The sequence below is a fragment of the Fibrella aquatilis genome, assembly GCF_017353255.1.
In the GTDB taxonomy this organism is placed as follows: domain Bacteria; phylum Bacteroidota; class Bacteroidia; order Cytophagales; family Spirosomataceae; genus Fibrella; species Fibrella aquatilis.
Genome location: NZ_JAFMYU010000028.1, coordinates 1 through 21,398, shown reverse-complemented (window position 1 = coordinate 21,398; position 21,398 = coordinate 1). Strand labels below are relative to the sequence as shown.

The window sequence follows — 21,398 nt, the reverse complement described above, 5'->3', positions numbered from 1 at the left end:
CTATGATCACCCGACTCGTTACCGCCATTGCCCTTTTTGCAGCCCTGGCTTTTACGTTTCTGCCCACCCCGCCGGGCCGGAAAAAAGCCCCTGCCAGCGCCAACTGGGCTAGTTACCTGGGTGGCCCCGACCGGGCGCACTACTCGCCGCTGACGCAGATTACGCCCCAGAACGTGACCGACCTGAAAGTGGCCTGGTCTTACGCCGCTCCCGACGCCGGGCAGATGCAGTGCAATCCCCTCATCGTCGACGGCGTGCTCTATGGGGTCACGGCCACGGTACAGGCCTTCGCGCTAGATGCCGCCACGGGTAAAGAACTTTGGACCTTCGGCGACCCCTTACGAGCCTGGCACAGCACCAGCCGGGGCGTGGCCTACTGGCAAAACGACGCCGGTACCGACCAGCGTATTCTCTACACCATTGGCGGCTTCCTTTACGGTCTCGATGCCAAAACGGGCAAGGTTATTCCAACCTTCGGCGACAATGGCCGCATAGACCTGCACACAGGTCTGGGTGAGGCCAACCGCGACAAATTTATTATCTCCAACACGCCCGGCACGATCTATAAAAATCTGATTATCATGCCCGTACGGGTGGCCGAAGAGTCGGGTGCAGCACCGGGGCACGTGCGGGCGTTTGATGTGCAGACGGGCAAGCTGGTCTGGACGTTTCGCACCATACCAAACCCCGGCGAGGCGGGCTACGACACCTGGCCCAAAGACGCCTACAAAAACCCCGACATTGGCGGGGCCAACTGCTGGGCGGGCATGGCTGTAGACCCCAAAACGGGCCTGTTGTTTGTGCCCACCGGCTCGGCTACGTACGATTTCTACGGGGCCAACCGTAAGGGGTCCAACCTCTACGCCAACTGCCTGCTGGCGCTCGACGCCGCCACGGGCAAGCGGGTCTGGCACTTTCAGTTCATCCACCACGACATCTGGGACCGTGACCTGCCCGCCCCCCCTACCCTGCTCACCATTCAGCGCAACGGCAAGCCCGTCGACGTGGTGGCGCAGACCACTAAATCGGGCTACGTCTATGTGTTTGACCGTCGCACCGGCAAGCCCATTTTTCCCATCCGCGAAACGCCCGTGCCCGCTTCGGCCATGCCCGGCGAACAGGCCTGGCCTACGCAGCCCGTACCCACGCTACCCGCCCCCTTTGCGCGGCAATCACTGACTATTAACGACTTGAATGCCAATTCGATGGATCTGGATTCACTTAAAACCATTTTCAACCGGATTGATAAGCGGCCATTTGCGCCCATTAACCAGACCACCGGTACATTGCTCTTCCCCGGCTGCGACGGCGGGGCCGAGTGGGGTGGCTCCGCCGCCGACCCCGACGGCATATTGTACGTAAATGCCAACGAGATGGCCTGGATTTTTCAGTTGAAAGAGACACCCAAACAGGATGTCCTGGCCCACCTCAGTCCCGGCGAACGGGTCTACAGCACCAACTGCCAGACCTGCCACGGACCCGAACGCAAAGGCAACCCCAAAAGCGGCTACCCCTCATTGGTCGACATTGGTCAACGCCGCGACCGGGCCTACGTATCGCAGATTGTGAGCGGAGGCAAGGGCATGATGCCGGGCTTCACCCAGCTTGCTGCCGACGACAAACAGGCCTTGCTAAGTTTCCTCTTCGGCGACGAAAAACGGGAAGTAAGCGCCACCCCCACCAAAGCCGCCACCCGCCAGCCGTACCAGCCCTACAAGGTGTCGGGCTACAATCGCTTTGTCGACAGCAAGGGCCTCCCCGCCATTGCACCACCCTGGGGAACGCTCACGGCCATTGACCTCAACACCGGCCAACACCGCTGGCAAGTGCCCCTGGGCGACGTGAAGGCCATTTCGGACAAAAACGGCGGTACGCCCACTGGCACCGAAAACTACGGCGGCCCCGTCGTTACGGCATCAGGTCTGCTCTTCATTGCTGCTACCAAAGACGAGCAGTTCCGCGTGTTCGACACCAGAACGGGCAAGCTGCTCTGGCAAACTACGCTCCCCGCCGCTGGCCACGCCACGCCGAGTGTCTACGAAGCAGGCGGCAAGCAATATGTAGTCATCGCCTGCGGTGGTGGCAAGCTGGGCACGAAAAAGGGCAATCAGTTTGTAGCATTTTCATTGTGAAGTCGATAGTCGCTGGCGCATGAGTAGTTTTGCATAAGCATAGCTCGTGCGTAAGCTGCTTTTGCGTTATCGACTATTGACTGACGACTATCGACTTCATAATGAAACTCCTCCGTAACACCCTCTTAATCATTGCCGTATTAGCCCTCACAGGCTATGCCGCCACCTATACCAACCGGTTTTCGCACTTGCGGAATTTTGTGAGCTGGGGGCCGCACACGATTTATGACTTCCGTACGCACCCCACGCGGGTGGTGGAAAACGGCAATGCCCCCCAACCCTGGCCGCTCGATTCGAGCTATAACAAGCAGGAACTGCCCAAGGCCTTGCTCGACAGTATCGAGAAGCAAAAGACCATTGCGTTTCTGGTGTTTCAGGACGGCAAGCTGCGTTACGAACGGTACTGGAACCACGGCAAAGATTCGCTAAGCGGCTCTTTTTCAGCGGCAAAAAGCATTATTTCGCTGTTGGTCGGGGCCGCCATCGACGAGGGCAAGATCAAAAGCGTGGAGCAGCCCGTGGCCGATTTCCTGGATCATTTCAAAGAAGGCGACCTCAAAAAAGTGCGTCTGCGCGACCTGCTGACCATGAGCAGCGGCCTGAGCTGGAAAGAGTCGGACAAAGGGTATTTCAGCCTCAACGCGGCGGGCTATTACGGTGACGACGAGGCCTATATGGTGGATCAACTGACCGTGAAAGAAGCCCCTGGCAAAAACTGGGAGTACCGTTCCGGCGACACGCAGGTGCTGGGGCTGGTGGTAGAAAAGGTCTTCGGCAAGAGCATCTCCGAACTGGTGTCGGAACGGTTTGCCAGGCCTATGCACTTCGAGCAGGACGCGCTGTGGCTATTGGATGGAGCGAGTAAGCACGAAAAGGCGTTTTGCTGCTTCAACGCCATCGCCCGCGATTATGGCCGGTTTGGGCAACTGGTACTCAACAAGGGTGTCTGGAACGGCCAACGGCTGGTATCAGAAGCCTATATCAACCAGGCCATCACCCCCGCCAGCTACCTCCACGACCCTACCGACGGCGGCAAACCCGTTGACTACTACGGCTTTCAGTACTGGATCGTGAACCACCCCAACGGCATGAAGGTCCCGCAGATGAACGGCTTGTTTGGGCAGTACGTCTACATCATCCCCGAAAAGAACGCCGTCATTGTCCGGCTGGGTAATTCAACGGTGGTGAAACCGGTGCATCATTATCAACCCGAAAACTTCGCCTTCATCGACGCCGGGCTAGCCCTGCTGAAGTAATTTTGGGGGAAATCTAGTTCAAGGTCTAAGGTTTAAAGTCTAAAGTTGCTTCGCGCTGTAGTGGGCTGTCGCATAGCCCTTCGACTCCGCTCAGGGTGACAGGGCACTATATCAGGTTCTTGAGATGCTTCAAGGTGGTTGTCACCCTGAGCTTGTCGAAGGGCCAGGCGTCAGCAATACGCCACTGCGCGAAGCAACTTTAGACTTTAGACCTTAGACATTAAACCTGCCCCCACCTCCCCTTCCTCCATGGCTGCTATTTACTTTAAAGGATTTAACGGAGTGCGGTTCATTGCGGCGTCGGCGGTGATCGTTCACCATATCGAAGAGTTCAAATCCATCTACCTCTTCCACCGCGACGACCTCTGGGCGCGACCCTTTGCCTACCAGTTGGGGCGGCTGGGGGTGTCGCTGTTTTTTGTGCTCAGCGGGTTCCTCATCACGTACCTCCTACTGGCCGAAAAACAGAAGACCGGCCAGATCGCTATCCGCAAATTCTACGTCCGGCGTATCCTGCGCATCTGGCCGCTGTATTTTTTGGTGGTGGGGTCGGGCCTGCTGTTGCTACCGCACCTGCCCTTCCTCCACACGCCCCCCGAACTCGGCAATGTCTACGACAATTTCGGCGGGAAGCTGCTATTCTATGGTCTCGTGCTGCCCAACGTGGCCCTGGCCCTGTATGATAACGTGCCCCTGGTGTCGCACACTTGGTCTATTGGCGTAGAAGAACAGTTTTACCTCATGTGGCCCTGGCTGGTGATGAACCGCAACCCAAAGCGCCTGTTAACCATTGCGTTGAGTATCATTGCCGTGCTGGCCAGCTGGTTCATCTACGAGCGCTTCATTGCCCGACCAGTGTATCTGGACCGCAGTCAGGTAAGCCCGTTTTTCTCGTTCATCGCCTTTTTCCTGGCGCAGTTTCGCATTGGATGCATGGCCATTGGCGGGCTGGGGGCGTATCTGCTGTTCTCGAAAAACGCCATCGTACCCCTGCTTTACCGTCGCCCGGTGCAGTGGAGCGTCTATGCCGTGCTGCTGCTGTGCATTGCGGTCAGCTTCCGGCCCACGGGCATCAACTACGAATTTTACGCCTGCTTTTTCTGCTTCATGCTCCTCAACCTGGCCGGCAATCCCGACTCTCTGGTGAAGCTCGACAACCCCGTTACCCGGTTCATGGGCGACATTTCGTACGGCCTCTACATGTACCACCCGCTGGCTATTGCCCTGGTCATGAACCTGCTGATTAGTCTCTGGCCGTTAGCGCCCCAAACCGGCGGCGTGGCTAACCCGGCTTTTGTGGGGCTGCTTTATGTGCTTAGTTTCGGGGCTACCACGCTCATTGCCTGGCTGTCGTACACCTATTTTGAAAAGCCGTTCCTGCGCTTTAAAGACCGATTTGCCGTGGTAGCCTCCAGCCGTCGCCCCACCGACCAACCGACCGACAAGGCATCGGCGCTGTCGTAATCTGTACCTTTGCCGCCGGGCTATACCACCGCCCGCATTCACTACATGCTTATTATTCTGGTTAAAGCCGTTTCATCTCTGGTGCTGACGGTTGGTATTCTGCTGCTGCTGAGTCGGCAAAAGCAGGTAGAACGGTATCTGGACAGCGCGAGACTGCCCTGGAACGGCGTCTTTTTCGTACTGCTACGGCTGGCTCCATTTCTGCTTACTTACTTCGTGCTGGGCTTCGAGCCACAGTCTGACGTGCAGTATTTCTACAAGATCATCAAGTCGGCCATGCGGCTGGAGGTACCCTATTTGCGGGCCTTGAATCCCTACAGCCCGTTCTATGGCTACATGCTGGCTCTGCCCGTGTCTATCTACAATAACAGCCGCACCATTGTGCTGTCATTGCTGGGGTTTGAAATGGGCTGCGTCTGGCTCACGCAACGGTTTTTCGGGGCCGATCTGTCGCGGGGCGAACGCTGGTTTCGGTGCCTGATCTACTACATGCTGCCGGTGCCGTTTGTCTTTGCCATCTTCAGCGGGCAGGAGGATGTGCTGCTCTGGGGGGCGGTCATCGGGGCTTACTGGCTTTGGCAACGCACCCAAAACGCGTTTGTGGGGGGGCTGCTGATGGGCGCAGGCTTGCTGCTGACCAAGGCCATTTTTGTACTGCTCCTGATTCCGATTTTCTTTCTCACCCGCCGAAAAGTCTCGTTTGTGGCCGGGGCGGCGCTTATTGGCATCCCGGTGGTTATCTGGCTCTACCTCGTTACCGGCACCCGCTTCCTCGACCAGCCCCTACACGAAGGCGACTACCTGAAAGCCCCCAACTGGCGGTCGTTGCTGAACCCGTTTTTCTACGAATACCTCGGCGTAAACGGCAAGGCAGGCAAATGGCCCACGCTGGCCCTGCTGGTAGCGGTTATTGGGTTGGTGACGGCCTGGGTACGGCAGCGCGACAAGCTCATGGGCTACCTGCCTGCGGTCTACACGGCTATTTTTGCGGCCATGACGGTGCTGCAGCAGAGCGCCATCAGCGTCTACGCCTATGCCTTCATGCTGCCCCTCCTGTTTTGCCTCACCGACTTCCGCAACCGTACGCAGCTGGGTCTGTTGCTGGTGTTCAACATCCTGGCAGCTAACCACCCCTCTATCTGGTGGCGGATGCATCAGCCTTATTACAACAGCCTCAGGGCGTTCAAAAACCCCGCCTACCTCGCCGAGTATGCCCTTGAATGGGCCATAGTGGCCGGTTTTATCTGGATCGCCTACCGCGCTATGAAGCAGGTCCGGCAGGGGCCAGTGGCAACTACTCCAATGTCTCCACTACCTTAAATCGCCACTTGGCTTCCCGTCGTGAGAGGGCGTTGAAGTGCCACCATTCATAGGCGATGGGCATGAACCCGCCCGCCTGCATAGCCTGTCGCAGTAGTTGCCGGTTGGCTACCTGCGCCGCCGTCAGCTGCCCCGTTTTCAGTAGCTGGGTTTCCATTTTTGGGTAGGCTTTGGGGCCGAAAAAATCGTAGGGCGTACCCATGTCGAGGGCCTTGCCAGCCGCTGTGGCGAGGGTGAGGTCTACGGCGCAACCGTAGCTGTGGATAGACCCTTCGCGGGGGTCTGCCACGTAGGTACGACGCTGACGTTCAGTGTATTGAGGCAGAGCATTCCACAGTTTCACCTGCGCCGATCTGGGCCGGGCGGCGTCGTATACCAGCAGCCGCAGGTTGGGCTTTCGAGCCTGCAACCACCGGCTGGCCTCGGCCAGTTTCCGGGCCGCCATGGGTTGCAGGTACGCCTTTGTCAGATCGCCATACACGTCCTGCTTTACAAAATTATCGGTCGTCGAATACTTCAGTTCCACCAGAATAGACGCGTCAATTTTCTGTACGTCAACGAGTTGTGAAAGAGCGAAAGAGTAAGAGAGCGAAAGAGTGAAAGATAGTAAGGCAAGTCGTGTCATAGAAGATAAATTGCGTGAAGGCGTTCAGTGTCGTAAACTTACAGCAAGGGCTTTCGCTCTTTCACACATTATCTCTTTCACTCTTTAAAACATGGCCCTCAACTATATCTGGGTAGGTTTTTTCGTCATTGCGTTTCTAGTGGCCCTGGCCAAGCTCATCTTTTTGGGCGACACCGAAATCTTCAAGCTGCTGGTCGAAGGCCTGTTCGACTCCAGCAAATCGGCGGTGATGGACATTGCTCTGCCGCTGGCGGGGGTGATGACGTTCTTTCTGGGCCTGCTCAACATTGCCGAAAAGATTGGGGCCATCAACGCCATTGCGCGGGTGATCGGGCCGTTTTTCAATAAGCTTTTCCCCGAAGTACCCAAAGATCACCCCGCCAACGGGCAGATGATTATGAACTTCTCGGCCAACATGCTTGGCCTCGACAACGCCGCCACGCCTTTCGGGCTGAAGGCCATGCAGAGTCTTCAGGAGTTGAACCCCGACAAAGAAACGGCCTCCAATGCCCAGATCATGTTTCTGGTGCTCCACACGTCGGGCCTGACCATCGTTCCCCTCGGCATTATGGCGCAGCGGGCCATTTTGGGTGCCGCCGACCCGTCGGATATTTTCATTCCCTGCCTCATTGGCACCTACGTAGCCACCGTGGCCAGTATCCTGATTGTGGGTATCAAGCAGCGGCTCAACCTGTTCAATACCACCGTGTTGGGCGGCATTGTGGGCGTGAGTGCGGTGCTGGGACTAGCCTTGTGGGCGCTGGCTGGGCTGCCCAAGGAAAAGCTTGAAGTAGTATCGAAAATAATTGGTAACGTGCTATTGATGAGCATCGTCGTCACGTTTCTGATCGGCGCTATTCGTCAAAAAATCGACGTGTTTGGTACGTTTATTGAAGGAGCCAAAGCCGGGTTTGAGACCTCGGTGCGCATCATTCCGTACCTGGTGGGTATGCTGGTGGCCATCGGCGCGTTCCGCAATTCGGGGGCCATGACCTACGTCGTCGATGGCATGAAATACGTCATTGGCCTCACGGGCGTCAACACCGACTTTACCGACGCCCTGCCCGTAGCCCTCATGCGCCCCCTCAGCGGTAGCGCTTCCCGCGCCCTCATGATCGACGCCATGAAGCAGTTCGGCCCCGACTCGTTTGTGGGTCGCCTGAGCTGCATTTTCCAGGGTGCCGCCGAAACCACGTTCTACATCGTGGCCCTTTATTTCGGCTCGGTGGGCATCAAAAAAACCCGCTACGCCATCGTAGCGGGCCTCATCGCCGACCTCATCGGCGTACTGGCCGGCATCGCGCTGGGGTATTTGTTTTTTCATTAATAGTGGGAGGGGGTGGTTAGTGGTTGGTGGTTGGTGGTTGGTGGTTGGTGGTTGGTGGTTGGTGGTTGGTGGTTGGTGGTTGGTGGTTTTGCTGACGCGCGGCCCCTCGACTGCGCTCGGGGTGACAGGGAAATTGATTCAAGCTCCTAAGTTGATTCAAGTTTGTTGTCACCCCGAGCGCAGTCGAGGGGCCACGCGCCAGCTACTCCCGCGTCAGCAAAACCACCAACTACCAACCACAAACTCTCTTCCAACCCCAACCCCTATTTCCGGGTCATGGTGGCATGAAAAACGGATATTTCTTTCTCCTCTTTACCTTTGGCTGCCTCGTGGGTTGCCGGAAGGCAGACACCGTCGCACCCGCCCCCGATGGGTTATACAAACGCTGGAAAGACGCAAAAGCCGATGCGTACATCACATTCCAGCGAGAAGGTATCGTCTTGTATGGTGCCGATGGCACAGATGATTTCTGTTGCCTGTACGAGCGCTTTTTTCGTGTCGCTGGTAATAGGTTGGTATTCGAGGGCGCTTCGTCAAAGCCATTACCCAGCAACCTAAAACCCGTGGCTTGTGCCAATGTGAGTTGTTACAAACCCAGCACAATTCCCGATTGGCAAATTATCTCGTTAACTACTGATCGGCTTGTGTTGAATAGAGGCAACGGAACAGATCAAACCTACATTGCGGCTCCATAACGCTATGAAAACCAGCTACTTTTTTCTTTTCATCGTCCTCAGCTGTCTTATTGGCTGTGGTAAAACTGATGAACCCGCCCCTACTACTTTATACAAGCGCTGGAAGGCGGTGAACACCGATGCATACATCACCTTTCTGCGCGAAGGCATTGTGCTATACGGCAAGGACAGTACCGCAGATGGCTGTTGTTCATCACCTCGTTTCTTTCAAAGTAAGGATAACAAATTGATCTTTAAGGATATAGCACCAAAATCATTGCCCGTACAATTACAGACAGAAAAGCCCGAATGTGCCAATATTCGCTGTAGACCCCCAGAATATACCGATTGGGAAATCATCTTCATAACGCCTAATCATCTGGTGTTGGACGCAGAAAATCGGGGCCGTCAAACCTACGTCGCTGCGCCCTAACCAGAACCGGCGGGCGGGCTGGGGAGTTAGGGTGTAAACGCATGCTCTCCTAATGGCTCAACCCCGCATAATCTACGTTTACGATGCCCTCTGCGGCTGGTGCTACGGCTTTAGCCCCGTCATCCGCCGGTTGCACGATACCTACAACCACCAATTCACCTTCGACGTGATGAGCGGCGGCATGATGACCGGCCCCCGCAGCCAGCCCATCTCCGAGTCGATGGGGTACATCCGGTCGGCGCTGCTGATTGTGGAAGAGGCCACGGGTGTGCAGTTCGGGCAGGCCTACGTCGAAAATATCCTCGACCCCGGCACCTACCTTTCCGATTCGAACAAGCCCGGTCAGGCCATGACCTTGTTTCGGGTGCTGCAAACAAGCCGCGACGTTGAGTTTGCCGGAACGCTGCAAAACGCCCTCTACCGCGACGGCATCGACCTCAACGTAGACGCCAACTACGGCCCACTGGTGGAAGCCTACGACGTTGACCCCGACGAGTTTATAGCCCACCTCAACGACGCGGCCATCATTGACCAAACCAAACAGGAGTTTGCTCTGGTAGCCAAAATGGGCATCAACGGTTTCCCTTCGGTCATTGTCGAAAAAGGCGATGAACTGTTTTTGGTGGCCCGCGGCTACCTCCCCTACGACGACCTGGTGGCTAATATCAGCCGGGCTACGGGGGTGATTTAGTCATAAGTGAGGGGTGGGATTTGCTTTCGCGTATGGCCCCCCGCTCTAAAGGGCGCCCGCTGGCGCAATAACAGCTTCGCGTAAGCAATATATTTGCGCCAGCGGGCACCCTTTAGGGCGGGGGGCCATACGCGAAAGCAAATCCCACCCCTCACCTATGACTCCCCTAGCCTTCATCGGTGCCACCGGCCTTATTGGCAAACCCGTCGCGGAAGCGTTAATCCGTGCAGGATTTGCCGTGCGAATCATTGCCCGCGACGTAGTAGCCGCAAAACGCCTTTTCCCGAATGCCGACGTGGCCTTTGGCGATCTACAGAAGCCCGAATCATTGCCGAACGCCCTGGCAGGTTGTGCGGTGGTGTACCTGAGTTTGTCCGTCAAACAGACCGAAAAACCAGGCGATTTCCACACCGAAACCGACGGCCTGCGGCACCTGCTGGCGGCAGCAAAAATGGCTGGTGTCACGCGGGTGGCTTACCTGGCGTCTATCGTGATGCGCTATCAGGGCATGAACGGCTTCGACTGGTGGGTATTTCGCCTCAAGCACGAAGCTGTGAAGCTAATTAAAACGTCGGGGCTGGACTACAGCATTTTTTATCCGTCGAATTTTATGGAAACCATGCTGGGCACGCAGGCGATGGGGCCGCTGGTGTTGGTGTTGGGGCAATCGGCAGAGCGGCCGTGGTTTGTGGCGGCGCACGACTACGGGCGGCAGGTAGCGCGGGCGCTGCACATTGCCCAGCCCGGCGAAGCCCAGGAATACGTCATTCAGGGTCCCGAAGCCGTCGATCAGTTGTCGGCGGCGCGGCGGCTAGTGACCAGCTTGCCCGGCCCCAAACGGCGGGTTATAACCATGCCAATGGCTTTTCTGGCCCTGGGAAGGCACTTTTCGCAGCAGGCCGACTACGGCTACCATATCGGCGAGGCCCTGAACCGCTACCCCGAACGCTTCGAAGCCGCCCGCACCTGGGCCGACCTGGGTAAACCGACAATGACGATTGAAGCCTTCGCAAGTGCTAAAGAGGAACGCGAATGAGCCTGCGGGCTGCGGAGGGTCGCGGCTATTGGCTACTTTTGCGTAACGATACCATCGCAGGGCAGCCTGCTACACAATAACTTCTGATAGACATGAGCATCATTGACCGGTTGAAAGGCACCGTAAAACAGGCCCTGCAACCTAAACCAAAACCCGTTACCGAATTCGACACCCAGACTCTTCCCTGGATCGACAAGCCCAATGCCAACGTACAGGCGTTCAGCCAGCAGTTCGAGGCGGCTAAGAACCTGCCCTATGACCTGGCCGAAAAGCTTGAGTTTTGGCAAAAAAACGGTTATGTCATCCTCGAAAAAGCCATCCCGACCGACTGGATCGACATGCTCTGGGGCGAAGTGGAAACGGTGATCGACCACCACGAAGACTACAACCTTCAGGTGCGCATTGACCTGCCGGAGTACAAAAAGACGCCGGTTATGGCCGTGAAAGACGTGCCGCAGAAAGTGCTCGACGGACCATATATCAAGTACATGGATTTTCATAACGCCTCGGTGGTGGGCAAGAAAATCATGTTGCACAAAAACATCGTCACTTTCCTGGAGGCCGTTTTCAACGACCGCGTGGTGGCTATGCAGAGCCTGCTGTTCAAGTACGGCAGTCAGCAGCCCACTCACCAGGATTTCGCCTACGTCGTATCCGAAATTCCGAGCCACCTCGCCGCTGCCTGGATTGCCATGGAAGACGTCATGCCCGATTCAGGCGCGCTGTCGTACTACCCGGGGTCGCACAAGGTGCAGAAGTTCGATTTTGGCAACGGCATCTTCTTCAACGGTGAGTCGACGCACAACCCCGACGACTTTGCCAATTACCTCGACCGGGTATGTCAGCAACTGGGTTTGGAGCGCAAGACGCTGCTCATCAAAAAAGGCGACCTGCTGATCTGGCACGCGGCCCTCGCTCACGGCGGCGAACCCATTGGCAACCCCGAACAGACCCGCAAGTCATTCGTATGCCATTACTCATCGGAAAAGGCTTACCGCCACCACCGCTACCGGTCTACCGAAGAACCCATGCGCGTAACCATGAACAACGCCGACGTCTTCAAAAACCCCCTGCTGCTGGAGGAAGAAGACATTTTTAAGGCAGGGGAAGCGTTGTAATGATTTACGATGTACGATTTACGAATTACGATTTTTGCTGACCGGTCCGCCGGGGCGGCACTCCTTTGCTCTACGGCAAACCCATGCGTCAGCAAAAATCGTAATTCGTAAATCGTACATCGTAAATCATTACTTTTCCCTCAAAAGTCCCTCCAAATCCAACTGCCGCGTGTACATCTCGATGCTACCGTCGTGCAGGCGAGGCCATTGCTCGCGGGGGCGGTCCCAGTAGAGTTCGACGCCGTTCTGGTCGGGGTCGTTCAGGTAAATTGCCTCCGACACGCCGTGGTCTGAGGCCCCCGTGATGGGGTAGTCGGCATCCAGCAACCGTTGCAGGGCTACGGCCAAATCGCGGCGGGTGGGGTAGACAATGGCAGTGTGAAACAAACCCGCCGCCCGCGTCGGGGCTGGGGGTGCGCCTTTGCTGTACCAGGTGTTTAAACCAATGTGATGATGGTAGCCCCCCGCCGACACAAACGCCGCCTGATCGCCGTACATGGTAACTAGTTCAAAGCCCAGCAAATCGCAGTAGAAGGCCATTGCCCGCTTCAGGTTGGCCACTTTCAGGTGTACATGCCCAATGCGCGTTTGGGCCGGAATGGTGTATGGTTCCATAGTAGGGCTGTAACCTTAGCCGGGCGATTTTCGTTTTAGAGCGAAAGGCAGAGAGCGTAGAGGGCAGAGCAAACATCGCTCTTGGCTCTCTGCCCTTCGCTTCAAAGACATGGACTTCATCGATTACTACAACATTCTCGGCGTATCGAAAACGGCTTCCGACGACGACATTAAGAAGGCGTACCGGAAATTGGCCCGGAAGCTGCATCCTGACCTGAACCCGAATGATGCCGAAGCCAGCAAAAAATTCCAGCAGCTCAACGAAGCCAACGAAGTTCTGAGCGATCCCGACAAGCGCAAAAAGTACGATCAGTATGGCAAAGACTGGCAACATGCCGATCAATTCGAGGCCCAACGCCAGCAACGGCAATCGTACGCCCAGCAGGGTGGGAGCAGCAGTTTCGACGGGAGTAACTTCGACTTCTCTGATGACTTTGACGGCAGCAATTTCTCCGATTTTTTCGCCTCCATGTTCGGGCAGGGGAGCCGGGCGGGTGGTGGTCGGCAGGCGGCTTTTCGGGGCAGCGATTACCAGGCCGAACTGCATCTGGGGCTTCGGGAGGCCTATGCCACGCACAAACAGTCGCTGAACGTCAACGGCAAAACCATCGGCATCACGGTACAGGCGGGGGTAGAAGACGGCCAGAAAATCAAGCTCGCGGGCTATGGCGGCGGTCCCGCGTCCGGGCCGGGCCAAAATGGTGGCCCCAACGGCGATTTGTACATCACCTTTCTTATCGACCCCGACCCGCGCTACAAACGAAAAGGCAATGATCTGTACGTGACCGAAGAAATTGACCTCTATACGGCGGTGCTGGGTGGCGAGAAGGTGATCGAGACGCTGTCAGGAGCGGTGAAAGTGCCGGTGAAACCCGAAACGCAGCCCGGCACGTCGGTACGGCTGAAGGGCAAAGGATTTCCCCTTTACCGGAAGGATGGTCAGTTCGGCGACCTCTACGTGCAATGGCAGGTGAAGCTACCCACCAACCTCACCGACGCCCAAAAAGACCTCTTCCGACAACTCGCTTCGGCCTAATTGCTCATTCGTATGTTAACCAACTCGCCCATCCTGGTCCGCGATTTCTGCGTGTATCACCGCATCGACGTCACGTTTGTCGACGCTCTGGAACGCCACGGCCTGATTGATTTCATCCTGATCGAGCAGGTGCCCTACCTCCAGCCCGATCAGCTTACCCGCCTCGAACGTTTCGTGCGCCTGCATCAGGACCTGGCCATCGCCCCCGACGACCTCGACGTAGTGGCCAACTTATTAGACCAGATCGAATCCCTCCAAAGCCAGCTCACCCACCTCCAAACCCGCCTCCGTTTTTACGAATAAGAGGGGTCTTTTAGGATAGCGATTGATTTAACGTATTCATTGCATTTTTGGCTGGTTATACATTTTATAACTGGCCAAAACCGGTATAAAAACACTAGTTTTGGCCAGTTATAAAATGTATAGTTGGCCAAAACTACGTTTATGCTTATCGGACGTGACATAGAAAGAGCACAGTTACGGGAACTGCTGGCTTCGCCCAATGCCGAACTCCTGGCTTTATATGGGCGGCGGCGGGTGGGTAAAACCTACCTGATCCGGTCATTTTTTGCCAACCAACTCGTCTTCGAGTTAAGCGGCCTTCAGGATGCTCCGCTGACGCAGCAGCTCGATAACTTCGCCTTTTGGTTGTCAAGATCTTTCGCCGAAGGCATCATTCTACCCCGGCCACCTAGCTGGACAGCCGCGTTTCAATTGCTGATTCAATACCTCGAAGCCAATCCAAAAAAAGAAAAGCAGGTGCTGTTCTTAGACGAACTACCGTGGCTAGACACGCCTAAATCGGGCTTTTTGGGGGCATTTGACCTGTTTTGGAACAGTTGGGCATCCAGACAAACAAACCTGATCGTGGTCATTTGTGGGTCGGCGGCCTCGTGGATGATTCAGCATGTGGTCAACAACAAAGGTGGGTTGCACAACCGCATCACCCGGCGTATACGTCTGCTGCCTTTCACTCTGGCTGAAACAGAATCTTTCTTGAAAAGCCAGCGCGTGTTACTGGACCGTTACCAACTGCTGCAACTGTATATGGTCATGGGCGGCATCCCGCATTACCTGAAAGAAGTGCGCCCCGGCGAAAGCGCCACACAAACCATTGACCGACTGTGCTTTACGAAAGATGGCCTGTTGCAGGACGAATTTAAAAACCTGTATGCCGCCCTGTTCAACCGGGCCGACCGGCACGTGGCGCTAATCAAACTGCTGGCCAACAAACCGCAGGGATTAACCCGTAATGAGTTGATAGCCAGTGGATCGTTTCAGTCGGGGGGCACCGTGACCCAACTGCTGTCTGAGTTGTTCGAATCTGGGTTTATCGCCCACTATCTGCCCTTCGGCAAGACCAGCAAAGACGCCATCTACAAGCTGACCGACGAATATTCCCTCTTTTACCTAAAGTTTATTGACAACAGCCGGGCCAACGGGCCGGGTACGTGGCTTAGCAAATCGATGGGTCAGTCATGGACAAGTTGGGCGGGGCTGGCGTTTGAGCAGATTGGCCAGAAACATATGCCACAGCTTAAACAGGCGCTGGGTATTGCAAACGTCTACACTGAGCATTCGGCCTGGCGCTACACCCCAAAAAATGCGGGTGAAACCGGCGTTCAAATCGATCTCCTCATCGACCGGCAGGATCACGTTATCAACCTCTGCGAGCTAAAGTTTTCGACGAATGAGTTTGTCATTACCAAGGCTTACGCCGAAACCCTGGAACGCAAACGCAGGGTGTTTCAGCAGCAGACACATACCCGCAAAACCATCTTTTTAACCCTCATCACCACCTTCGGCGTGAAACCCAACCCCTACGCCACATCGCTCATTCAGAGTCAGTTAACGATGGATGCGTTGTTTGCAGTGAAGTGATGTCGATAGCCGAAAGGCGTTTTTTTGGCATGAATTTATCCTAGCCGCTTGGTGCGCCATTGGCTCTTGGAGCGGGCGGGGCCGACTGCCTGGGTTTGGCTTGGCTTCGCCGCCTGATTATTAAGCAGATACGCTGCGAAAACGGCGGCTAGTTCATTCTCTTCGGCGTTGGATTGGGTAGCTAATACCTCCGGCGTGAAGTATTGACTTACAAAACCGGTGTCGAATTGGCCGGAGCGGAAGGCGTGGTGGTTCATCACGAATCGGCAGAAACCAAGCGTGGTCTGCACACCCGAAATCTGGTACTCGTCGATGGCCCGGATCATCTTCTGAATGGCCGCCGCCCGGTCGTCGCCGTAGGTGATGAGCTTGGCAATCATGGGGTCGTAATAGATCGGGATGGCCATGCCCTGCTCGAAGCCGTCATCTACTCGTACGCCGTTGCCTTGTGGACGCACGTATGTTTCCAGCGTACCCACGTCGGGCAGGAAATTGTTGGCGGGGTCTTCGGCATACACGCGGATTTCTACGGCATGACCCTTTATCTGCAAGTCTTCCTGCCTGATGGTCAAGGCTTTACCTTCGGCAATGTAGATCATCTGCTCGACCAGGTCCACGCCCGTAATCAACTCGGTTACCGGGTGTTCCACCTGCAAGCGGGTGTTCATTTCGAGGAAATAGAAGTTCAGATTTGCATCGACAATGAACTCTACTGTGCCTGCGCCGTAGTAGTTGCAGGCCCGCGCCACACCTACCGCCGCCTGCCCCATCGCTTCCCGAATCTCCGGCGTGAGAATGGCCGACGGCGCTTCTTCCACCACTTTCTGGTGCCGCCGCTGCACCGAACATTCCCGCTCGAAGAGGTGAATGATGTTGCCGTGCTGATCGCCCAGCACCTGAATTTCCACGTGCCGGGGCGAGGTGACGTATTTTTCAATGAACACCGACCCATCGCTAAACGACGAGATCGCCTCACTCACGGCGCGGTCCATTTGCTCATCGAAATCGGCTTCTTGCTCTACTACGCGCATCCCTTTACCGCCGCCGCCCGCCGAGGCCTTAATCAGGATCGGATAGCCGATTTTGGCCGAAATCACTTTAGCCTCGGCCCTTCCTGAGGCGGACCCGTCGATGGCGCTGGGTGTGCCGGGCACCATCGGAATATCGTAGTCGGCTACGGCGGCTTTGGCGGCTAACTTGCTGCCCATCACCTCGATGCTCTCTGGCGAGGGACCGATGAAGATCAGCCCCGCCTCGCGTACCTGCCTGGCGAAATTGGCGTTTTCCGACAAAAACCCGTAGCCCGGATGGATCGCATCGACGCCCAGCTTCTGGCACACGTCGATGATGACGTCACCCCGCAGATACGACTCCGACGAGGGGGCCGGACCCACGCAAACCGCCTCGTCGGCATAGCGCACGTGCAGGGCATTGCGGTCGGCTTCGGAAAAAATAGCGACCGTTTTAATACCCATCTCACGGGCGGTACGCATCACACGCAGGGCAATTTCGCCCCGGTTGGCCACAAGCAGTTTGTTGATCTTCATGAAGGGCGTTTATTAGCAGAACGTGGCATTAATGTGTGGTATCTTGCTGATGCAGGACTAAGTTATGCCTTTGAATGCTCTTGAAGATGTTTTAAAGGATATAGTTTCATTTATATTTGTCGGTCAACATGAAAATTTTAGAATATCCTATGCAAAGCAGTCTACATAGTTTTATTCAAAATAAGAAACAAGAGGGAAATCTTGGTAAGCAAAGTGAAGAAGCCACGAAACAAGGTTTGATTCTACCGATGCTACAGCAGTTGGGATGGAATCCTTTTGACGTACAAGAAGTATTTCCTGAGTATAACGTTCAAAGTGGTCGTGTTGATTACGCCCTTCGTATAAACGGATACAATAAGGTATTTGTTGAAGTAAAAAAGGTAGGAGAAGACTTAGATAAACATCAAGGACAGTTGCTTAGGTATGCTTTCGATCATGGCGTAAAGCTAGCGATTTTGACGAACGGTATAATATGGTGGTTCTATTTGCCATTACAGGAGGGGACTTGGGAACAACGCCGTTTTTATACAGTTGACCTGTTAAGTCAGTCACCATCAGATATTACAGATAAGTTTTTTGCTTTTATATCTAAACAGGACGTAGTCAGTGGTCAGGCGATTACCAATGCAGAAAACATTTATAACAGCAGGCAAAAAGGCAAAATTATCAAAGATACGTTTCCGAAGGCGTGGCGTAAGCTTCTATCTGAAGAGGATGATTTCTTAAGCGAAGTGATTGCGGAGAGCGTTGAAAAGATATGTGGATACAAGCCTGATAACAAGGCCGTTATTCAGTTTCTGAAAGAAGTATCCGGAGAAACTTCGCTGCCGTTACTTAACAAAGCAAGCATACAAAAGTCACAGAAAACGGAAATTTCTGAAGGACAAACGAATGGTAGTCAAAAATCGAGTGATTCTAAGTTAGACACCTCGTTATATAAACCAATATCATTGTCGTTTATTAATAACACATACGAGGCAACTAATTGGGTAAATTTGCTTAAATTATTCGTTAACATATTAGCTCAAAATCACACTCAAGAAGAATTAAATAAGCTAACTACATTAGTGGGCAAAAAGAGACCGTATTTCACTACCAATAGTACTTTGCTACGTAAGCCCGGTCATATCACTAACACGAATTTATACTTCGAAACGCATTATAGTGCGGCATCAATCAAACAGTTTATTGGGCAAATCCTAAGCAAAATGGGATACCCAGTAAATGCTGTATCAATTAAGACGAACCACGATATATAACTGAATTATAAAGGAATATTTTCAAGCCATTTTCACCGAAGCAGCAACCGTAAATCAAAAAGAAAACCCGGTAGTGCGTCTCCGCCTGATAACGGTTGGCTGAACTGCGTGTGGGTTTGAATGCTACCGTCGGCCTGATAAATCATTACTTCCTGCCGTTTCATGTCAATCAGCCAACCCAGCCGAACACCTGCGTTGATGTACTCGGCCATTTTGGCTTTGGCGTCGGTCAGGGAATCGGTGTTGCTCATTAGCTCCACCACAAAATCGGGGGCAATGGGCGGAAAACGATCCTGTTCATCGGGGGTGAGCTGACTCCAGCGCGCATCGCTGATCCAGGCGGCATCGGGCGAACGGGTAGCGCCGGTGGGTAGTTTGAACGCCGTCGATGAGTCAAAAACCAACCCGCCGTAAGTTTCCGACCATATGTCGAGGCGGGACGTAATTTTAGTATTGCGATTTCCTGTTTTTCCCCCGGTATTGGGCATAGCTACGATGGTTCCGTCGGCATTTCGTTCAAACTTCAGGTGCTCATTCTGGCGGCAAAAGTCGTAGAACGCCCTGTCGTCCATCTGATAGTTCGCAAACTCAACGGTTGTGCGCTGTTCTTCCGGGATGTTGGCAATGCTGAGCGTCATAACGATACCGTGAAACGGAATTGGCCTGTAAGCAAATGTAAGTTTTTACCTCGTTATTTTTAGCCCATGAACGTCAACAAACCCATTCTCTGGCTCTATTTCGCCCTTGCTACTTCGGCGGTAGCGCAAACGCCCGCCACCAAACCACGCTACGCCGATCTGGGCCAAGCCCTGCGGTCGGGCGGGCAACTCGCTGGTTCGGCAGGGCCGCGCTCGGTCAACTGGATCGACGGTGGTAAACGCTTTTCGTACCTCGACAAAGGAGGCGTTATCAAGACCGTAACGCCCACCACGCAGCAGGAAACCGTGGCCTTCGACGGTGCGGGCCTGACTTTCCCCGGTACCACCAAAGCCTTTGATTATGAGTCGTTTCAGTGGTCGAAAGATGCGAAGAACCTGGTTTTCAAAACTAACTTCCGGCCCGTGTACCGCCGGTCGGGCGTGGCCGATTATTACCTGTATTCGGTGGCCGACAAGCAGTTGAAGCTCATTGCCAAAGATGCCCAAACCGCCGAACTCTCGCCCGATGGTAAGCAGGTAGGCTATGAACGCGGCGGCAACCTGTTCGTCTTCGACGTGGCCGGGTCGGGGGGCGAAAAACAGTTAACTTCCGATGCCAGAGCCGCTTTTTACAACGGTCGGTTTGGGTGGGCGTATGAAGAAGAGTTTGGCCTGGCGCAAGCCTGGGTGTGGTCGCCAGATAGCAAGTTTATTGCCTTCTGGCAAACCGACGAGCGGGCCGTGCCGATTTACCGCCTCACCAACTACAAGGGCTTCCGCGAAACGTATGACTCGCTCCCCTACCCCCGCGTGGGCGACCGCAACCCCGGCGTGCGGATTGGGGCCATCGAGGTAGCTAACGGCAAAACCAACTTTATGCAGGTGGAAGGCATAGGCGGCTACATTCCCCGCATTTACTGGACCGCGCAGGAAGGCAAACTGGCCCTGGTACACCTGAACCGGAAGCAAAACGAACTTACCCTCTACATGACCGACGCCCGCACCGGCGCGGCCAAATCGGTGATGACCGAGACGTCGAAAACGTGGGTCGATATCTTCGACTTCTTCGCGGGCGTGGACCATCTGTTTTACTTCCCCGAAGGCGTCAACGAGTACTACTGGGTGTCGGACCGCGACGGCTGGGCGCACCTGTACCGATACGATTACACTGGAAAACTGCTCAATCAGGTCACCAGGGGCAATTTTGAAGTCTCAACCATTCAGCACATCGACGCCAAAGCAAAGAAGGTGTACTTCACCTCGACGGAGGCCTCACCACTGGAACGGCAACTCTATGTGGTGGACGCCGACGGAAAAAACAAACGCCGACTGACCACCCCGGCCGGTCGGCACGCCATCAATTTCTCGCCCGACGGGCAGACGTTCATCGACCGGTATTCCAACATAACCACGCCTACGCAGGTGGAATTACGGACGGTGTCGGGGCAGTTGTTGAAGACCCTGGAAGACAACGCCCGCGTGCGTGAATACACCGCCGCCAACACTTATTCGCCAAAGGAACTCAGTTCGTTCACCACCTCCGACGGGCAGCGGGTCGAGATTTCGATTCTAAAACCGGCCGACTTTAACATCGCCAATAAATACCCCGTCGTGCTGGACATTTACGGCGGTCCGGGGGCGCAATCGGTGTATAACGAGTGGCACACGCAACCTTGGCAGCAGTATTTGGTGCAGCAGGGCTATGTGGTGGTGGGCGTAAACAACCGGGGTAGCGGCGGCTACGGCCAAACGTTTGAAAAGCAGGTTTACGAGAAGCTGGGGCAGTTTGAAAGCCTCGATTTCGCCGAAACGGCCAGGTACATGGCCTCGCTGGCCTGGGTCGATGGCACGCGGATGGCCATTCGTGGGCACAGCTACGGCGGCTACATGAGCAGCTACACCATGCTTACCCACCCCGGCGTGTTCAAGGTTTCGCTCGTGGGCGCACCCGTCACCGACTGGCGGTTGTACGACAGCATCTACACCGAGCGCTACATGGGTTTAGTGCCTGAGAACGATGCCGCCTACGCCAAAAGCGCCGTGACTACCTACGCCAAAAATCTGGCCGGCAAAATGTTCATCGCCCACTCGACTATGGACGAGAACGTACACGTGCGCAACACTTTCCAGCTAATGAACGCCCTGGAGGATGCCGGCAAAGATGCCGACCTCCGCATCTACCCCCCCGGCGCCCACGGCGTAGCCTACAATCAAACCACGTATCTGCTTCTCTATCAGCAGTATGTTGATTATTTGAAGAAAAATTTGTAGAGGATTTAGAATGTACAATGCACAATGAATAATGTACAATGGCTTCGCGTTTAGCCAATCTGCTTGCGAAGCCAT

At 55.0% G+C, this 21,398-nt stretch carries 19 protein-coding genes; 15 read left to right on the top strand and 4 right to left on the bottom strand.

All coding sequences use genetic code 11. The annotated features are described in order from the left end of the window. The first annotated feature begins 2 nt into the window (after positions 1 to 2). The 4 genes from J2I48_RS24555 to J2I48_RS24540 all read left to right on the top strand — a co-directional run bounded on the left by J2I48_RS24555 (position 3) and on the right by J2I48_RS24540 (position 6,172). Positions 3 to 2,132 carry an outer membrane protein assembly factor BamB family protein gene (locus tag J2I48_RS24555; protein WP_207338167.1) on the top strand — a complete coding sequence of 710 codons (2,130 nt, stop codon included), beginning with the start codon at positions 3 to 5 and terminating at the stop codon, positions 2,130 to 2,132. Positions 2,133 to 2,233: 101 nt separating this feature from the next. Continuing rightward, positions 2,234 to 3,388, top strand: coding sequence for a serine hydrolase domain-containing protein (locus J2I48_RS24550; RefSeq protein ID WP_207338166.1), 1,155 nt, complete (start codon positions 2,234 to 2,236; stop codon positions 3,386 to 3,388). Between the two features lie 249 nt (positions 3,389 to 3,637). Continuing rightward, on the top strand, positions 3,638 to 4,852 hold the full coding sequence (locus J2I48_RS24545) for an acyltransferase family protein (protein WP_207338165.1): 1,215 nt from the start codon (positions 3,638 to 3,640) through the stop codon (positions 4,850 to 4,852). Between the two features lie 9 nt (positions 4,853 to 4,861). Further along, positions 4,862 to 6,172 carry a hypothetical protein gene (locus tag J2I48_RS24540; protein ID WP_207338164.1) on the top strand — a complete coding sequence of 437 codons (1,311 nt, stop codon included), beginning with the start codon at positions 4,862 to 4,864 and terminating at the stop codon, positions 6,170 to 6,172. Here J2I48_RS24540 and J2I48_RS24535 read toward each other — a convergent pair. After that, positions 6,147 to 6,797 carry a M15 family metallopeptidase gene (locus J2I48_RS24535; protein WP_207338163.1) on the bottom strand — a complete coding sequence of 217 codons (651 nt, stop codon included), beginning with the start codon at positions 6,795 to 6,797 and terminating at the stop codon, positions 6,147 to 6,149. The genes J2I48_RS24540 and J2I48_RS24535 overlap by 26 nt on opposite strands. Before the next feature lie 91 nt (positions 6,798 to 6,888). On the opposite strand from J2I48_RS24535, the gene J2I48_RS24530 reads away from it, so the two are divergent. The 6 genes from J2I48_RS24530 to J2I48_RS24505 all read left to right on the top strand — a co-directional run bounded on the left by J2I48_RS24530 (position 6,889) and on the right by J2I48_RS24505 (position 12,076). Then, on the top strand, positions 6,889 to 8,124 hold the full coding sequence (locus J2I48_RS24530) for a spore maturation protein (RefSeq protein WP_207338162.1): 1,236 nt from the start codon (positions 6,889 to 6,891) through the stop codon (positions 8,122 to 8,124). Between the two features lie 284 nt (positions 8,125 to 8,408). After that, positions 8,409 to 8,819, top strand: a complete 411-nt coding sequence (locus J2I48_RS24525; protein WP_207338161.1) for a hypothetical protein — start codon at positions 8,409 to 8,411, stop codon at positions 8,817 to 8,819. A 4-nt stretch (positions 8,820 to 8,823) separates the two neighbouring features. Next, positions 8,824 to 9,231 (top strand): hypothetical protein, encoded by a 408-nt coding sequence (locus tag J2I48_RS24520; protein ID WP_207338160.1) that lies wholly within the window; start codon positions 8,824 to 8,826, stop codon positions 9,229 to 9,231. 52 nt (positions 9,232 to 9,283) lie between these two features. After that, the gene (locus J2I48_RS24515) at positions 9,284 to 9,922 is read left to right on the top strand and encodes a DsbA family protein (RefSeq protein WP_207338159.1); all 639 of its coding nucleotides are present in this window, start codon (positions 9,284 to 9,286) and stop codon (positions 9,920 to 9,922) included. Positions 9,923 to 10,079: 157 nt separating this feature from the next. Next, on the top strand, positions 10,080 to 10,958 hold the full coding sequence (locus J2I48_RS24510) for an SDR family oxidoreductase (protein WP_207338158.1): 879 nt from the start codon (positions 10,080 to 10,082) through the stop codon (positions 10,956 to 10,958). 92 nt (positions 10,959 to 11,050) lie between these two features. After that, on the top strand, positions 11,051 to 12,076 hold the full coding sequence (locus tag J2I48_RS24505) for a phytanoyl-CoA dioxygenase family protein (RefSeq protein WP_207338157.1): 1,026 nt from the start codon (positions 11,051 to 11,053) through the stop codon (positions 12,074 to 12,076). Between the two features lie 129 nt (positions 12,077 to 12,205). Here the strand turns inward: J2I48_RS24505 and J2I48_RS24500 are convergent, their stop codons facing one another. Beyond that, on the bottom strand, positions 12,206 to 12,691 hold the full coding sequence (locus tag J2I48_RS24500; protein ID WP_207338156.1) for a VOC family protein: 486 nt from the start codon (positions 12,689 to 12,691) through the stop codon (positions 12,206 to 12,208). Positions 12,692 to 12,800: 109 nt separating this feature from the next. Between J2I48_RS24500 and J2I48_RS24495 the strand changes: the two genes are divergently transcribed. From J2I48_RS24495 to J2I48_RS24485, 3 genes are all read left to right on the top strand, one after another. After that, positions 12,801 to 13,727 carry a DnaJ C-terminal domain-containing protein gene (locus J2I48_RS24495; RefSeq protein ID WP_207338155.1) on the top strand — a complete coding sequence of 309 codons (927 nt, stop codon included), beginning with the start codon at positions 12,801 to 12,803 and terminating at the stop codon, positions 13,725 to 13,727. A gap of 12 nt (positions 13,728 to 13,739) precedes the next feature. Continuing rightward, complete coding sequence (locus tag J2I48_RS24490; RefSeq protein WP_207338154.1) at positions 13,740 to 14,030, top strand: chaperone modulator CbpM; 291 nt, start codon at positions 13,740 to 13,742, stop codon at positions 14,028 to 14,030. A gap of 141 nt (positions 14,031 to 14,171) precedes the next feature. Further along, positions 14,172 to 15,608 carry an AAA family ATPase gene (locus J2I48_RS24485; protein ID WP_207338153.1) on the top strand — a complete coding sequence of 479 codons (1,437 nt, stop codon included), beginning with the start codon at positions 14,172 to 14,174 and terminating at the stop codon, positions 15,606 to 15,608. Between the two features lie 35 nt (positions 15,609 to 15,643). Here the strand turns inward: J2I48_RS24485 and J2I48_RS24480 are convergent, their stop codons facing one another. Continuing rightward, positions 15,644 to 17,155 (bottom strand): acetyl-CoA carboxylase biotin carboxylase subunit, encoded by a 1,512-nt coding sequence (locus J2I48_RS24480; RefSeq protein WP_207338152.1) that lies wholly within the window; start codon positions 17,153 to 17,155, stop codon positions 15,644 to 15,646. Between the two features lie 128 nt (positions 17,156 to 17,283). Here J2I48_RS24480 and J2I48_RS24475 point away from each other — a divergent pair, with 128 nt between their 5' ends. Continuing rightward, positions 17,284 to 18,414: a type I restriction endonuclease gene (locus J2I48_RS24475; RefSeq protein WP_207338151.1), complete on the top strand. Its 1,131-nt coding sequence runs from the start codon at positions 17,284 to 17,286 to the stop codon at positions 18,412 to 18,414. A 32-nt stretch (positions 18,415 to 18,446) separates the two neighbouring features. On the opposite strand, the gene J2I48_RS24470 is transcribed toward J2I48_RS24475, so the two are convergent. Further along, on the bottom strand, positions 18,447 to 19,052 hold the full coding sequence (locus tag J2I48_RS24470; RefSeq protein ID WP_207338150.1) for a Uma2 family endonuclease: 606 nt from the start codon (positions 19,050 to 19,052) through the stop codon (positions 18,447 to 18,449). Positions 19,053 to 19,118: 66 nt separating this feature from the next. Here J2I48_RS24470 and J2I48_RS24465 point away from each other — a divergent pair, with 66 nt between their 5' ends. Beyond that, on the top strand, positions 19,119 to 21,323 hold the full coding sequence (locus J2I48_RS24465; protein ID WP_207338149.1) for a S9 family peptidase: 2,205 nt from the start codon (positions 19,119 to 19,121) through the stop codon (positions 21,321 to 21,323). Positions 21,324 to 21,398: the final 75 nt, after the last annotated feature.

Bases quoted from the DNA above. Each gene is read 5' to 3' on its own strand.
- J2I48_RS24555 (WP_207338167.1), top strand. From the start codon at position 3: ATGATCACCCGACTCGTTACCGCCATTGCCCTTTTTGCAGCCCTGGCT.
- J2I48_RS24550 (WP_207338166.1), top strand. From the start codon at position 2,234: ATGAAACTCCTCCGTAACACCCTCTTAATCATTGCCGTATTAGCCCTC.
- J2I48_RS24545 (WP_207338165.1), top strand. From the start codon at position 3,638: ATGGCTGCTATTTACTTTAAAGGATTTAACGGAGTGCGGTTCATTGCG.
- J2I48_RS24535 (WP_207338163.1), bottom strand. From the start codon at position 6,797: ATGACACGACTTGCCTTACTATCTTTCACTCTTTCGCTCTCTTACTCT.
- J2I48_RS24530 (WP_207338162.1), top strand. From the start codon at position 6,889: ATGGCCCTCAACTATATCTGGGTAGGTTTTTTCGTCATTGCGTTTCTA.
- J2I48_RS24525 (WP_207338161.1), top strand. From the start codon at position 8,409: ATGAAAAACGGATATTTCTTTCTCCTCTTTACCTTTGGCTGCCTCGTG.
- J2I48_RS24520 (WP_207338160.1), top strand. From the start codon at position 8,824: ATGAAAACCAGCTACTTTTTTCTTTTCATCGTCCTCAGCTGTCTTATT.
- J2I48_RS24515 (WP_207338159.1), top strand. From the start codon at position 9,284: ATGGCTCAACCCCGCATAATCTACGTTTACGATGCCCTCTGCGGCTGG.
- J2I48_RS24510 (WP_207338158.1), top strand. From the start codon at position 10,080: ATGACTCCCCTAGCCTTCATCGGTGCCACCGGCCTTATTGGCAAACCC.
- J2I48_RS24505 (WP_207338157.1), top strand. From the start codon at position 11,051: ATGAGCATCATTGACCGGTTGAAAGGCACCGTAAAACAGGCCCTGCAA.
- J2I48_RS24500 (WP_207338156.1), bottom strand. From the start codon at position 12,691: ATGGAACCATACACCATTCCGGCCCAAACGCGCATTGGGCATGTACAC.
- J2I48_RS24495 (WP_207338155.1), top strand. From the start codon at position 12,801: ATGGACTTCATCGATTACTACAACATTCTCGGCGTATCGAAAACGGCT.
- J2I48_RS24490 (WP_207338154.1), top strand. From the start codon at position 13,740: ATGTTAACCAACTCGCCCATCCTGGTCCGCGATTTCTGCGTGTATCAC.
- J2I48_RS24485 (WP_207338153.1), top strand. From the start codon at position 14,172: ATGCTTATCGGACGTGACATAGAAAGAGCACAGTTACGGGAACTGCTG.
- J2I48_RS24480 (WP_207338152.1), bottom strand. From the start codon at position 17,155: ATGAAGATCAACAAACTGCTTGTGGCCAACCGGGGCGAAATTGCCCTG.
- J2I48_RS24475 (WP_207338151.1), top strand. From the start codon at position 17,284: ATGAAAATTTTAGAATATCCTATGCAAAGCAGTCTACATAGTTTTATT.
- J2I48_RS24470 (WP_207338150.1), bottom strand. From the start codon at position 19,052: ATGACGCTCAGCATTGCCAACATCCCGGAAGAACAGCGCACAACCGTT.
- J2I48_RS24465 (WP_207338149.1), top strand. From the start codon at position 19,119: ATGAACGTCAACAAACCCATTCTCTGGCTCTATTTCGCCCTTGCTACT.